This window comes from Burkholderia sp. Bp9090 (assembly GCF_003857985.1).
Lineage (GTDB): Bacteria > Pseudomonadota > Gammaproteobacteria > Burkholderiales > Burkholderiaceae > Burkholderia.
In genome coordinates this window covers 103,821-116,834 of the sequence record NZ_QTPV01000010.1, presented here as the reverse complement: position 1 = coordinate 116,834, position 13,014 = coordinate 103,821, and the positions used below count along the sequence as shown (strand labels likewise).

Here is a 13,014-nt window from a genome sequence, read left to right as displayed (position 1 = left end):
TCGTCGTTTCGGTCGTTTCAGTCATTTCAGTTGATAGGCCGGATCCATCAGCAGCGCCTCGAGATACGCGCTGCCGGTCGAGTCCGTATCGATCGCCGCGACCGGCGACACCGGCAGCACCGCATGCTGCAGCTGGAGCTCGGTCGACAATCCCGCAATCGCCTGCGGCCGCGCACGATACTGCGCGAGCCAGCGTTCGAGGTCGAATCGCAGGCCGCCGCGCGCGAGTTTGACCAGCGCGCCGCGCATGCCGGCAACCGACGCGGCGTCCGCAACCGGTATCGCCTGCGCCCGCGCATTCGGCGACGGCGGCGCCATCGCATGCGCGGGCGAGCGCATGCCGGCCGTCTCGGTCGCGCGGAACAACTGCTCGACGAACTGCTTGCGCGCCAGCAGCGTGGTGCTGTTGATCCACATCGCGCCGCCCGGCCAGCCCTTCACGTTCGGCGGATAGAACAGGTTCTGCCCGAGCGTGCGCACGGTGTTCGCGAGCGTCTGCGGATCGCCGTACGCGACGTCGAACAGCCGCACCGACCCGACGACGAACTCGGCCGGCGACTTCACGAGCACGCCGCGATTGCGCGGATCCCAGAACGCGTCGGTCGACCAGAGCGCGGCGAGCGCCGCGCGTATGTCGTAGCCGCTGGCGCGAAACCGCTCGGCCACGGCATCGAGCGCGCCGGCGTCGGGCGTATCGGACACGAATTCGTGCCACAGCTTGCCGGCGATGAAGCTTGCCGTCTCGGGCCGCTTCAACAGGATGTCGAGAAACCCGTCGCCGTCGAACGCGCCGGTCTCGCCGAGGATCGTCTTGTCGCCCGCGTCGTGCCAGTCGGGCCGCACCTCGAAGCGCAGCGTATCGGGATCGACGCTCCAGCCGGTCATCGCGCGCGCGGCTTCGGTCACGTCCCGCTGCGAGTAATGCCCTTCGCCGAGCGTGAACAGCTCCATCACCTCGCGCGCGAAATTCTCGTTCGGGCGGCCCTTGCGGTTGCTCGCGCCGTCGAGATACTGGAGCATCGCCGGATCCTTCGCGACCGCATGCAGCAGCGTGCCGAAGTTGCCGAGCGCCTCGCGCCGAAACAATGCATTCTGCGCGGCCATCGTCTGCGGATACGGGACCTTGTCCTGCCCGGACGTGAAGTGCCCGTGCCAGAACAGCGTCATGCGCTCGGTGAGCGGCGACGGCGTGACGATCATCTCGTTGACCCAGGCGGCGCGCAGCGCATCGTAGCGGACATTGCGCTCGCGCTGCTCGTCGCGGCGCATGTCGGGCGTCAGCGCCTGACGCTGCGCGCGCGTCGGCGGCAGCTCGGCGATCCAGTCGGGCGAGGCCGTCACGGGCTCGCGGCGCACGTTGCCGAGCGTATCGGCCACCACTTGCGCGCGCGTCATCCCGACGATGCGGGCAACCTCGGCCGGTGCGGGAGAAAAGCCGGTACGGCTCAGGAAGAACAGCGCATCGTCGGCGTCGAGAGGCGCCTGCATCGCGGGCGAGGCCGGGGCGGCAGCGTTCGCTTTCATCGTCGTGGACTCCCGGAGCGCACCGGCGGTGCGGATGCCGGTTCAACGGCGGCACGCATCCGAAAGTTGACCGAAAAATTGCTACGGAATCTTTCCGCGCCGTGCGAACGCGCGTGCGTGTCAGCGCTTGTACAGCTCGCGAACGGCGTCCTCGATGTGCTGGCGCAGCAGGTGGCGCTCCTCGGGCGTCATGTGCCCGTCGCGACGGTGCTGATCGAGATCGGGAGGCACGGCGGAACGGACCGCCGTGTCGGCGGCGCGGTCGGGCTGCGGCGCTTTGCCGCGCGGCAGCTTGCGCGACGAGGCGCCCTGCTCGGGGCGCTGCGCATACGCGAAGTTCGACGCATATGGACCGGCAAGTGCGATCGTCAGCATCAGTGCAATCCGGGCAGATCGCATGACCGTCCTCGCTTCTTTGGTCGATTTGTTCCCTTCGTCACGCGGCAACCGGTTACCTCTGGTACTTGAAAAACCCTGCGGAATTCGGGTGTACAAAGATGAAAGATGGAGTGCAGGGGAGTATCTACCGAATTTCAGCTTCGAGTAAAGGAATCTCTATAGCCTGCCTTTACTCCGCGCGACACTACGGGTAAATTTTGTAACGGACTGTAACGCGCGAAAATACGCGACCGTGCGTGATTTCCCATTCGCGATAAGATGCCGCTCATGGAAACGAAAAACCCCTCCAAGATTCTCGTCGTCGACGACGACCCGCGCCTGCGCGATCTGCTGCGCCGCTATCTCGGCGAGCAGGGTTTCAACGTGTACGTCGCGGAGAACGCGACCGCGATGAACAAGCTCTGGGTGCGCGAGCGCTTCGACCTGCTGGTGCTCGACCTGATGCTGCCGGGTGAAGACGGCCTGTCGATCTGCCGCCGCCTGCGCGGCAGCAACGACCGCACGCCGATCATCATGCTCACCGCGAAGGGCGAGGACGTCGACCGCATCGTCGGCCTCGAGATGGGCGCCGACGACTACCTGCCGAAACCGTTCAACCCGCGCGAACTCGTCGCGCGCATTCACGCGGTGCTGCGCCGCCAGGCGCCGGCCGAACTGCCGGGCGCGCCGTCGGAAACCACCGAGGTGTTCGAGTTCGGCGAGTTCTCGCTGAACCTCGCGACGCGCACGCTGACGAAGTCGGGCCAGGAAATTCCGCTGACGACCGGCGAATTCTCGGTGCTGAAGGTGTTCGCGCGCCATCCGCGCCAGCCGCTGTCGCGCGAAAAGCTGATGGAGCTCGCGCGCGGCCGTGAATACGAAGTGTTCGACCGCAGCCTCGACGTGCAGATCTCGCGCCTGCGCAAGCTGATCGAACCGGATCCGGGCAGCCCGCGTTTCATCCAGACCGTCTGGGGCCTCGGCTACGTGTTCATTCCGGACGGCGCCGCCTGATCTTTTCTCTTTCCGGTTTCGCCCGTCCACGGCCCGTCCCATGCGTATCGACCGGCGCCTCCTGCAGCTCGCGTTCGGCGGGCTGTTCTGGCGCACCTTCCTGCTGATCGCGCTGCTGATCTCGGTCAGTCTCGCCGCGTGGTTCCAGAGCTTTCGCGTGATCGAGCGCGAGCCGCGCGCGCAGCGCGTCGCGCTCCAGCTCGTCGCGATCGTGAAGCTCACGCGCACCGCCCTGCTCTATTCCGATCCCGATCTGCGGCGCGCGCTGCTGCAGGATCTCGAGAGCAACGAGGGCGTGCGCGTGTACCCGCGCGAAAAGACCGACAAGTTCAAGCTGCAGCCCGACGAATCGCTGAACCGCCTGATCGAACACGACATCCGCAGCCGGCTCGGCGACGATACCGTGATCGCGCAGTCGGTCAACGACATCCCGGGCGTGTGGATCAGCTTCAAGATCGACGACGACGATTACTGGGTCGCGCTCGACCGCGACCAGCTCGACAGCGTCACGGGCCTGCAGTGGGCCGGCTGGGGCCTGTTCGCGCTCGCGCTGTCGCTGTTCGGCTCGGCGTTCATCACGAGCCTCGTGAACCGGCCGTTCTCGCGGCTCGCGCTCGCCGCGCGGCAGATCGGCTCGGGCCAGACGCCCGAGCTGCTGCCCGAGCGCGGGATGGGCGTCGCGGCCGACACCAACCGCAGCTTCAACCAGATGGTGCGCGACCTCGAACAGCTCGAGGCCGACCGCGCGCTGATGCTCGCGGGCATCTCGCACGACCTGCGCACGCCGCTCGCGCGGCTGCGGCTCGAGACCGAGATGAGCCCGTCCGACCAGGCGACCAAGGACGCGATGGTCGACGACATCGAGCAGATGGACCGCATCATCGCGGCCTTCATCGACTACGCGCGTCCGACCCAGCGCAAGCCGGAGCCGGTCGACCTGTCGTCGATCGCGCACGAAGTCGCCGCGCGCGTGTCGGGCGAGGACGGCGTCGAGATCCGCACGCGGCTCGCGCCGACCGCCGTGATCGAAGCCGACGAGACCGACATGCGCCGCGTGATCGGCAACCTCGTCGAGAACGCGCGCAAATACGGCCAGAGCCGCGACGACGGCGTGTCGCGCATCACGCTCGAGACGCGCGTGACGCACGCGCGCGTCGAGCTGTCGGTGAGCGACGAGGGCCCGGGCATCCCCGAGGACCAGCTGCCGCTCGTGATGCGGCCGTTCTACCGCGTCGACACGGCGCGCACCAAGGCGGACGGCACGGGGCTCGGCATGGCGATCGTGCTGCGCCTCGTCGGCCGCTATCGCGGCGCGCTGCGCCTGCGCAACCGCAGCCCCGAAGCGGGCCTCGAAGTCACGCTCGAATTCCCCGGCGCCGGCAAGGCGCGTGCGACGGCGTGACGCGTTCGCGCACGCTTCTTGCGCGTCACACTATCGGCGCGGTTGAAAAAAACTATGGGAATCGTTAGCCAAAAACTATTGAAGCGACTTATTAATAGTGTTATAGTCGTGCCCATGCTGTCACATCAACGTTGCAGCACCGAGGTAGCTTGACTCAGTCTTCTTCCCAACTCACACAGGAGTATCCGCATGAAAACCGTGGGCGATAAACTCGAAGCATTCACCGTCGTAGCCGCGAAGCCGGGCTTCAACAATCACGAGGAAAACGGCCAGTCGGCGTTCGAGACCGTCACCGAAGCGTCGTTCCCGGGCAAGTGGAAGATCATCTACTTCTATCCGAAGGATTTCACGTTCGTGTGCCCGACGGAAATCGTCGAGTTCGCGAAGCTGACGAAGCAGTTCGAAGAGCGCGATGCCGTCCTGCTCGGCGGCAGCTCGGACAACGAATTCGTGAAGCTCGCCTGGCGCCGTGAGCACAAGGACCTCGACAAGCTGAACCACTACTCGTTCGGCGACGTCAAGGGCGAGCTGATCGACCAGCTCGGCGTGCGCGACAAGGAAGCCGGCGTGGCCCTGCGTGCAACGTTCATCGTCGATCCGGACAACACGATCCAGCACGTTTCGGTGAACAACCTGAACGTCGGCCGTAGCCCGGAAGAAGTCCTGCGCATTTTGGACGGCCTGCAAACGGACGAACTGTGCCCGTGCAACCGTGCAGTCGGCGGCGCAACGCTGTAAGCGCATCGATGCACGAAGCCCGCGGCGCACGTCCTGCCTGCGGGCTTTTTTAACGGCCAACCCATAGGAGATATCAATGGAATTCATCGATTCGATTAAGGCACGTATCCCCGACTACGCGAAGGACATTCGCCTGAACCTCGACGGCACGATCTCGCGCTCGTCGCTCGAAGGCACCGATGCAGTCGGCGTCGCGCTGGCGGCGGCGGTCGCGGCGAAGAGCACCGTGCTCGTGAAGACGATCCGCGAAGCCGGCGTGCTGTCGCCCGAAGAGACGAACGCCGTGCTGACGGCGGCCGCGCTGATGGGGATGAACAACACCTGGTATCCGTATGTCGAGATGGCCGACGATGCCGACCTGAAGACGCAGCGCGCCGAGCTGCGGATGGGCGCGTATGCGTCGCACGGCGGCGTCGACAAGCGCCGCTTCGAGATGTACGCGCTCGCCGCGTCGATCGTCGGCAAGTGCCACTTCTGCGTGAAGTCGCACTACGCGCTGCTGAAGAACGAGCAAGGGATGTCGACGACGCAGCTGCGCGACGTCGGCCGCATCGCGTCGGTGATCAACGCCGCCGCGCAGGTGATCGCCGCCGAAGGCGAATAAGCAGCCACGCGAACGGCAGCGCGATACGGCGGTCAAGCGCGCCGGATCGCGCCGCAAAACGAAAATGCCACGCAAGCGCGTGGCATTTTTCATTCCGGCGGCGCAACCTGCGCGCCGCTTCGGACCGGCGTCGGGCGCTCACGAGCCCTGCTTCACCAGCAGCGCGGCGGCCTGCGCCTCGATGCCCTCGCCGCGGCCGAGGTAGCCGAGCTTCTCGTTGGTCTTCGCCTTCACGTTCACGCGCTCGAGCGGCAGGCCGAGATCGGCCGCGAGGTTCGCGCGCATCCCGTCGATGTGCGGCGCGAGCTTCGGCGCCTGCGCGATCACCGTGCTGTCGACGTTCTGGATCGTGAAGCCGGCCGCCTTCACGCGGGCGACGCATTCGCGCAGCAGCACGCGGCTGTCCGCGCCCTTGAACGCCGCGTCGGTGTCGGAGAAATGGCGGCCGATGTCGCCGAGCGCCGCCGCGCCGAACAGCGCGTCGGTGATCGCGTGCAGCAGCACGTCCGCGTCCGAATGGCCGAGCAGGCCGCGCTCGTACGGAATCGTCACGCCGCCGATGATGAGGGGGCGCCCCGGGACGAGCTGGTGCACGTCGTAGCCTTGTCCGATTCTGAAGTCCATGCGTAATCCGGTTTGAGATGAGGTGAAAGTCAGGAAGCGTTCGCGGGGCGCGCGAGGATCGCTTCCGCGAGCGCGAAATCTTCCGGGTACGTGACCTTGAAGTTGCGCAGGCTGCCCTGCACGACGCGCGGCGTATGGCCGGCCCATTCGATCGCGCTAGCCTCGTCGGTCAGGTCGTGCCCTTCGCGCTGCGCGCGCAGGATCGCGTCGCGCAGCATGCCGATGCGGAACATCTGCGGCGTCTGCGCCTGCCACAGCGCGTCGCGCGACTCGGTGCGCGCGATCGCGTCGCCGCCGGCCGGCACGCGCTTGAGCGTATCGGCCACCGGCAGCGCGACGATGCCGCCGACCGGGTCGTCCTTCAGCGTCGCGACCAGCGTGCGGATCAGCGCCGGCGTGATGCCAGGGCGCGCGGCGTCGTGCACGAGCACCCAGTCCTGCTCGGTCGCGCCGAATTCGGCCAGCTCGAGCAGCCCGTTGAGCACCGACGCCTGCCGCGAGCCGCCGCCGCAGCGGCGCACCGCGAAGCGCAGGCCCGCGAAGCGGCGCGCATCGAAGTGCGTGTCGTCGGGCGCGAGGACGACGAGCGTCTGCGCGAATTCGCTGCACGCGTCGAACGCGGCGAGCGTGTAATGCAGGAGCGCGCGGCCGGCCAGCGTGCGGTATTGCTTCGGCACGGCCGAGCCGGAACGGCTGCCCGTGCCGGCGCAAGGAATCAGGGCGAAAAGTCGGGGAGTCACGAAGGGGAAACGCCGGAAAGATGAAATCGAGAAGCGGATTTTATAATAGGTCTTTCGTCTCGACCGGCGCGCCGCGTCGCGCCCGTGCCCGCCACCCCTGCCGTCCCTATGCCAGACAACGCTTCCACCCCGTTCGCCTCGCCCGTCGCCCGCGTCAAGCCGGGCCAGCGGTTCGCCTTCGACGGCGCGCACGGCTCCGCCGACGCACTCGCCATCGCCCGCTATCTCGCCGACAACCGCGACGCGGTCCCGCTCCTTGCGGTGATCTGCGCGAACGCGGTCGACGCGCAGCGGCTGTCGCAGGAACTCCGCTACTTCTCGCCGGAGGCGCGCGTGCGCCTGCTGCCGGACTGGGAAACGCTGCCGTACGACACGTTCTCGCCGCACCAGGATCTCGTCTCCGAGCGGCTCGCGACGCTGCACGACCTCGGCGAGGGCCGCTGCGACATCCTGCTGGTGCCCGCGACCACCGCGCTGTACCGGATGCCGCCCGCGTCGTTCATGGCCGCGTACACGTTCGCGTTCGCGCAGGGCGAGCGGCTCGACGAGGCGAAGCTGAAGGCGCAGCTCACGCTGGCCGGCTACGAGCACGTGAGCCAGGTCGTGCGGCCCGGCGAATACTGCGTGCGCGGCTCGCTGATCGACCTGTACCCGATGGGCTCGCCGCTGCCGTACCGGATCGACCTGTTCGACGACCAGGTCGACTCGATCCGCGCGTTCGATCCCGATACGCAGCGCAGCCTCTATCCGGTGCGCGACGTGCGCCTCCTGCCCGGCCGCGAGTTTCCGTTCGACGAAGCGGCGCGCACGGCCTTCCGCAGCCGCTGGCGCGAGACCTTCGAAGGCGACCCGAGCCGCGCGCCGATCTACAAGGACATCGGCAACGGCGTGCCGTCGGCCGGCATCGAGTACTACCTGCCGCTGTTCTTCGACGAGACGGCCACGCTGTTTCACTACCTGCCGCAGGATGCGCACCTCGTGTTCGCCGGCGACCTCGAAGCGTCGATCCGCCGCTTCACGGCCGATACGAAGCAGCGTCATGCGTTCCTCGCGCACGACCGCGAGCGGCCGATCCTGGAGCCGCAGCGGCTGTTCCTGTCCGACGAGGATTTCTTCGCGTTCGCGAAGCCGTTCGCGCGCGTCGTGCTGCCCGCGCAGCCGGCCGGCGGCTGGGCGACGGCCTTGCCCGAGCTCACCGTCGATCGCCACGCGGACGATCCGCTCGCCGCGCTGCGCACCTTCGTCGAAGCGTCGGGCAAGCGCGTGCTGCTGACGGTCGAATCGGCCGGCCGCCGCGAGACGATCCTGCAACTGCTCGCCGAGCATCGCCTGCGTCCGGCGTCGAACGACCACTTCGCGGGCTGGCTCGAAAGCGACGCGCCCTTCGCGCTCGGCGTCGCGCCGCTCGCGAGCGGCTTCGCGGTGCCGGGCGAAGGCTACGCGATCGTCACCGAAACCGAGCTGTACGGCGCGCTCGGCCGCCGCGCCGGGCGCCGCCGCCAGGAACAGGCGAGCAACGTCGACGCGATGGTGCGCGACCTGTCGGAGCTGAAGGTCGGCGATCCGGTCGTGCATGCGCAGCACGGCATCGGCCGCTACATGGGCCTCGTGTCGATGGATCTCGGCGAAGGCGAGACCGAATTCCTGCATCTCGAATACGCGGGCGACAGCAAGCTCTACGTGCCGGTCGCGCAGCTGCACGTGATCTCGCGCTACAGCGGCGCCGATCCCGACAGCGCGCCGCTGCACGCGCTCGGTTCGGGCCAGTGGGAGCGCGCGAAGCGCAAGGCCGCGCAGCAGATCCGCGATACGGCGGCCGAGCTGCTGAACCTGTACGCGCGCCGCGCGGCCCGCGAAGGCCATGCGTTCGCGCTCGAGCCGCGCGACTACGTGAAGTTCGCGGAAAGCTTCGGCTTCGAGGAAACGCCCGACCAGGCCGCGGCGATCGCGGCCGTGATCGGCGACATGACGAGCGGCAAGCCGATGGACCGCCTCGTGTGCGGCGACGTCGGCTTCGGCAAGACCGAGGTCGCGCTGCGCGCCGCATTCATCGCGGTGATGGGCGGCAAGCAGGTCGCGCTGCTGTCGCCGACCACGCTGCTCGCCGAGCAGCACACGCAGACCTTCGCCGATCGCTTCGCCGACTGGCCGGTGCGCATCGTCGAGCTGTCGCGCTTCAAGACCGCGAAGGAAGTGAACGCGGCGATCGCGCAGATCAACGAAGGCAGCGTCGACATCGTGATCGGCACGCACAAGCTGCTGTCGTCGGACGTGCAGTTCAAGCGCCTCGGCCTCGTGATCATCGACGAGGAACACCGCTTCGGCGTGCGCCAGAAGGAAGCGCTGAAGGCGCTGCGCGCGGAAGTCGACGTGCTGACGCTGACCGCGACGCCGATCCCGCGCACGCTCGGGATGGCGCTCGAGGGCTTGCGCGACTTCTCGGTGATCGCGACCGCGCCGCAGAAGCGGCTCGCGATCAAGACCTTCGTGCGCCGCGAGGAGGAAAGCGTGATCCGCGAGGCGATGCTGCGCGAGCTGAAGCGCGGCGGCCAGGTGTATTTCCTGCACAACGAGGTCGAGACGATCGAGAACCGCAAGGCGATGCTCGAGGAGCTCGTGCCCGAAGCGCGGATCGTGATCGCGCACGGCCAGATGCACGAGCGCGAGCTCGAACGCGTGATGCGCGATTTCGTCGCGCAGCGCGCGAACGTGCTGCTGTGCACGACGATCATCGAGACCGGCATCGACGTGCCGAGCGCGAACACGATCATCATGCACCGCGCCGACAAGTTCGGCCTCGCGCAGCTTCACCAGCTGCGCGGCCGCGTCGGCCGTTCGCACCACCAGGCGTACGCATACCTGCTGGTCCACGACCCGCAGTCGCTGACCAAGCAGGCGCAACGCCGCCTCGAGGCGATCCAGCAGATGGAGGAACTCGGTTCGGGCTTCTATCTCGCGATGCACGACCTCGAGATCCGCGGCACCGGCGAGGTGCTCGGCGACAAGCAGTCGGGCGAGATCCACGAGATCGGCTTCCAGCTGTATACCGACATGCTGAACGACGCCGTGAAGGCGCTGAAGAACGGCAAGGAGCCCGACCTCACGGCCCCGCTCGCCGCGACGACGGAAATCAACCTGCATGCGCCCGCGATCCTGCCGGCCGACTACTGCGTGGACGTGCAGGAGCGGCTGTCGCTGTACAAGCGGCTCGCGAACTGCGAGCACGGCGACGCGATCGACGGCATCCAGGAAGAGCTGATCGACCGCTTCGGCAAGCTGCCGCCGCAGGCGCACGCGCTCGTCGAGACGCACCGGCTGCGGCTCGCCGCGAAGCCGCTCGGCATCGTCAAGATCGACGCGAGCGAGGCCGCGATCGGGCTGCAGTTCGAGCCGAACCCGCCGATCGATCCGATGCGGATCATCGAGATGGTGCAGAAGCACCGGCACATCAAGCTCGCGGGCCAGGACAAGCTGCGCATCGAGACGCGCTCGCCCGATCTCGCGATCCGCGTGTCGACGATCAAGGAAACGCTGCGCGCGCTCGCCCCGCGCGCCGACGCGGCGAGCGCGGCACGCTGACGGCACGGCCGCGATGCTGCACCGCATCGCGGCCGGCGAAGGCGGGCCGGCGCGTTTTTGAGTATGATTTTCCCATTCCTCAGACGGAGTTTTGCCATGTCCACTCTCGACGCGCCGGCGCCGTCCGCCGCAACCCAAGGCGACGCCTCGCTCGTCAGCCTGCCCTGGATCAAGCAGCTGGTGTCGATGGACACGACGAGCCGCGTGCCGAACCTCGGCCTGATCGAAACGGTGCGCGACGCGCTCGCCGCGAAGGGCATCCAGTCGACGCTCACGCACGATCCGCGCGAAGGCTGGGCCAACCTGTTCGCGACCGTGCCCGCGCACGACGGCTCGACCGACGGCGGCATCGTGCTGTCGGGGCACACCGACGTCGTGCCGGTCGACGGCCAGCAGTGGGACAGCAACCCGTTCGAGCCGGAGTTGCGCGACGGCCGCCTGTACGGCCGCGGCACGTGCGACATGAAGGGTTTCATCGGCGCGGCGCTCGCGCTGCTGCCGGAGATGCAGGCGACGAAGCTCGCGAAGCCGATCCATTTCGCGCTCTCCTACGACGAGGAAATCGGCTGCGCGGGCGCCCCGCTGCTGATCGCCGATCTTGTCGAGCGCGGCGTGAAGCCGTCCGGCTGCATCGTCGGCGAGCCGACCAGCATGCGGCCGATCATCGCGCACAAGGGCATCAACGCGTACCGCTGCTGCGTGCGCGGCCACGCGGCGCACTCGTCGCTGACGCCGAAGGGCCTGAACGCGATCGAATATGCGGCACGCCTCATCTGCCACATCCGCGACATCGCCGAGCGCTTTCGCGCCGAAGGCCCGTTCGACGCGCTGTACGACGTGCCGTTCACGACCGCGCAGACGAGCACGATCCAGGGCGGCAACGCGATCAACACGGTCCCGGCCGAATGCCGGTTCGACTTCGAGTTCCGCAACCTGCCGACGCTCGATCCCGAACAGATCTTCGCGCGCATCGAAGCGTATGCGCGGGAAACGCTGCTGCCGCAGATGCTTCGCGAGCATCCGAACGCGGCGATCGAGTTCTCGAAGATCGCCGCGGCGCCCGGGCTCGACGCGACCGAACAGGCCGCGATCACGCAGCTGGTGCGCGCGCTGACGGCCGACCAGGACAAGCGCAAGGTCGCCTACGGCACGGAAGCCGGCCTGTTCGAGCGCGCGGGCATCCCGAGCATCGTCTGCGGGCCCGGCAACATCGAACAGGCGCACAAGCCGAACGAGTATGTCGAGCTCGCGCAGCTCGCCGCCTGCGAGCAGTTCCTGCGCAAGTTCATCCGCAGCATGTCGGTCGACGCACACTGACTGCCCCCGCCACGCCGGCCTGCGTGTGCGGGCCGGCCCCCTCCCGCCACCCGCCACGTCATGTCGACTGACCAACAGCGCACTGCCCATACGACGATCGACGGCGAACCGATTCCGACGCTCGACGAAATCGCCGCGCAGCATTTCGCGTTGTCGCCGTGGGTCGCGCGCACGCCCGTGTTCGAGCGTGCCGACCTACCGTCCCTCGAGGGCACGCACGTCAACTTCAAGTTCGAGCTGCTGCAGGTGAGCGGCAGCTTCAAGGCGCGCGGTGCGTTCACGAACCTGCTGGCCCTCGACGAAGCGCGAAAGAACGCCGGCGTCACGTGCGTGTCGGCCGGCAATCACGCGGCGGCCGTCGCGTATGCGGCGATGCGGCTCGGCAGCAGCGCGAAGGTCGTGATGTTCCATACCGCGAGCCCGGCGCGCATCGCGCAGTGCAAGCAGTACCGCGCGGAAGTCGTGCTCGCCGGCAGCGCGTCGCAGGCATTCGACGTCGTGCGGCGGATCGAGGCCGAGGAAGGTCGCTTCTTCATCCATCCGTTCAATGGCTATCACACGATTCTCGGCACCGCGACGCTCGGCTACGAATGGGCGACGCAGACGCCCGATCTCGACGCGGTGATCGTGCCGATCGGCGGCGGCGGGCTCGCGGCCGGCATGGCGACCGCGCTGCGGCTCGCGAATCCGCGCGTGCACGTGTACGGCGTCGAGCCGGAAGGCGCCGACGCGATGAGCCGCAGCTTCGCGGCGAATCACACGATCCAGATGAGCGCGATGCAGACCATCGCCGACTCGCTGATGGCGCCGCACACCGAGGAGTACAGCTACCAGCTGTGCCGGCGCCACGTCGACCGCATCGTCACGGTGTCCGACGACGCGCTGCGCGCGGCGATGTTGTTCCTGTTCTCGCAACTGAAGCTGTCGGTCGAACCGGCGTGCGCGGCAGCGCTCGCGGCGCTGCTCGGCCCGCTGCGCGAAACGCTGCAGGGCAAGCGGGTCGGCGTGCTGCTGTCGGGCACGAACACCGATCCCGCGACGCTCGGCATGCATCTCGCGCACGCAAAACTGCAGCACTGAACCCGCGCACGATA

General features: G+C 67.8%; 11 protein-coding genes. 7 read left to right on the top strand and 4 right to left on the bottom strand.

From position 1 onward, the window contains the following. Positions 1 to 21 precede the first annotated feature (21 nt). The gene (locus DIE16_RS12525; protein WP_124520218.1) at positions 22 to 1,524 is read right to left on the bottom strand and encodes a DUF1800 family protein; all 1,503 of its coding nucleotides are present in this window, start codon (positions 1,522 to 1,524) and stop codon (positions 22 to 24) included. A gap of 120 nt (positions 1,525 to 1,644) precedes the next feature. Then, positions 1,645 to 1,923, bottom strand: a complete 279-nt coding sequence (locus DIE16_RS12520; RefSeq protein WP_124486222.1) for a hypothetical protein — start codon at positions 1,921 to 1,923, stop codon at positions 1,645 to 1,647. 258 nt (positions 1,924 to 2,181) lie between these two features. Between DIE16_RS12520 and ompR the strand changes: the two genes are divergently transcribed. From ompR to DIE16_RS12500, 4 genes are all read left to right on the top strand, one after another. Next, a complete protein-coding gene (gene ompR, locus DIE16_RS12515; protein WP_004192636.1) occupies positions 2,182 to 2,916 on the top strand; it encodes a two-component system response regulator OmpR in 735 nt (244 codons plus the stop codon). A gap of 40 nt (positions 2,917 to 2,956) precedes the next feature. Next, a complete protein-coding gene (locus tag DIE16_RS12510; protein WP_044843721.1) occupies positions 2,957 to 4,318 on the top strand; it encodes an ATP-binding protein in 1,362 nt (453 codons plus the stop codon). A 189-nt stretch (positions 4,319 to 4,507) separates the two neighbouring features. Continuing rightward, positions 4,508 to 5,056, top strand: coding sequence for a peroxiredoxin (locus DIE16_RS12505; protein ID WP_006478563.1), 549 nt, complete (start codon positions 4,508 to 4,510; stop codon positions 5,054 to 5,056). A 76-nt stretch (positions 5,057 to 5,132) separates the two neighbouring features. Continuing rightward, positions 5,133 to 5,660 (top strand): carboxymuconolactone decarboxylase family protein, encoded by a 528-nt coding sequence (locus DIE16_RS12500; protein WP_124520047.1) that lies wholly within the window; start codon positions 5,133 to 5,135, stop codon positions 5,658 to 5,660. Positions 5,661 to 5,798: 138 nt separating this feature from the next. Here the strand turns inward: DIE16_RS12500 and ispF are convergent, their stop codons facing one another. After that, positions 5,799 to 6,284 carry a 2-C-methyl-D-erythritol 2,4-cyclodiphosphate synthase gene (ispF, locus tag DIE16_RS12495; RefSeq protein ID WP_124892350.1) on the bottom strand — a complete coding sequence of 162 codons (486 nt, stop codon included), beginning with the start codon at positions 6,282 to 6,284 and terminating at the stop codon, positions 5,799 to 5,801. A 29-nt stretch (positions 6,285 to 6,313) separates the two neighbouring features. Further along, positions 6,314 to 7,024 carry a 2-C-methyl-D-erythritol 4-phosphate cytidylyltransferase gene (gene ispD, locus DIE16_RS12490; RefSeq protein ID WP_124486221.1) on the bottom strand — a complete coding sequence of 237 codons (711 nt, stop codon included), beginning with the start codon at positions 7,022 to 7,024 and terminating at the stop codon, positions 6,314 to 6,316. A 108-nt stretch (positions 7,025 to 7,132) separates the two neighbouring features. On the opposite strand from ispD, the gene mfd reads away from it, so the two are divergent. The 3 genes from mfd to DIE16_RS12475 all read left to right on the top strand — a co-directional run bounded on the left by mfd (position 7,133) and on the right by DIE16_RS12475 (position 13,000). Next, complete coding sequence (gene mfd / locus DIE16_RS12485; RefSeq protein ID WP_124486220.1) at positions 7,133 to 10,603, top strand: transcription-repair coupling factor; 3,471 nt, start codon at positions 7,133 to 7,135, stop codon at positions 10,601 to 10,603. Between the two features lie 96 nt (positions 10,604 to 10,699). Then, the gene (gene argE, locus DIE16_RS12480) at positions 10,700 to 11,920 is read left to right on the top strand and encodes an acetylornithine deacetylase (protein ID WP_124570214.1); all 1,221 of its coding nucleotides are present in this window, start codon (positions 10,700 to 10,702) and stop codon (positions 11,918 to 11,920) included. Between the two features lie 60 nt (positions 11,921 to 11,980). After that, the gene (locus DIE16_RS12475) at positions 11,981 to 13,000 is read left to right on the top strand and encodes a threonine/serine dehydratase (RefSeq protein ID WP_044843727.1); all 1,020 of its coding nucleotides are present in this window, start codon (positions 11,981 to 11,983) and stop codon (positions 12,998 to 13,000) included. Positions 13,001 to 13,014 lie beyond the last annotated feature (14 nt).

What these genes read in the sequence shown, in the direction of transcription:
- DIE16_RS12525 (WP_124520218.1), bottom strand. Translation starts at nt 1,524, where the DNA reads ATGAAAGCGAACGCTGCCGCCCCGGCCTCGCCCGCGATGCAGGCGCCT.
- DIE16_RS12520 (WP_124486222.1), bottom strand. Translation starts at nt 1,923, where the DNA reads ATGCGATCTGCCCGGATTGCACTGATGCTGACGATCGCACTTGCCGGT.
- ompR (WP_004192636.1), top strand. Translation starts at nt 2,182, where the DNA reads ATGCCGCTCATGGAAACGAAAAACCCCTCCAAGATTCTCGTCGTCGAC.
- DIE16_RS12510 (WP_044843721.1), top strand. Translation starts at nt 2,957, where the DNA reads ATGCGTATCGACCGGCGCCTCCTGCAGCTCGCGTTCGGCGGGCTGTTC.
- DIE16_RS12505 (WP_006478563.1), top strand. Translation starts at nt 4,508, where the DNA reads ATGAAAACCGTGGGCGATAAACTCGAAGCATTCACCGTCGTAGCCGCG.
- DIE16_RS12500 (WP_124520047.1), top strand. Translation starts at nt 5,133, where the DNA reads ATGGAATTCATCGATTCGATTAAGGCACGTATCCCCGACTACGCGAAG.
- ispF (WP_124892350.1), bottom strand. Translation starts at nt 6,284, where the DNA reads ATGGACTTCAGAATCGGACAAGGCTACGACGTGCACCAGCTCGTCCCG.
- mfd (WP_124486220.1), top strand. Translation starts at nt 7,133, where the DNA reads ATGCCAGACAACGCTTCCACCCCGTTCGCCTCGCCCGTCGCCCGCGTC.
- argE (WP_124570214.1), top strand. Translation starts at nt 10,700, where the DNA reads ATGTCCACTCTCGACGCGCCGGCGCCGTCCGCCGCAACCCAAGGCGAC.
- DIE16_RS12475 (WP_044843727.1), top strand. Translation starts at nt 11,981, where the DNA reads ATGTCGACTGACCAACAGCGCACTGCCCATACGACGATCGACGGCGAA.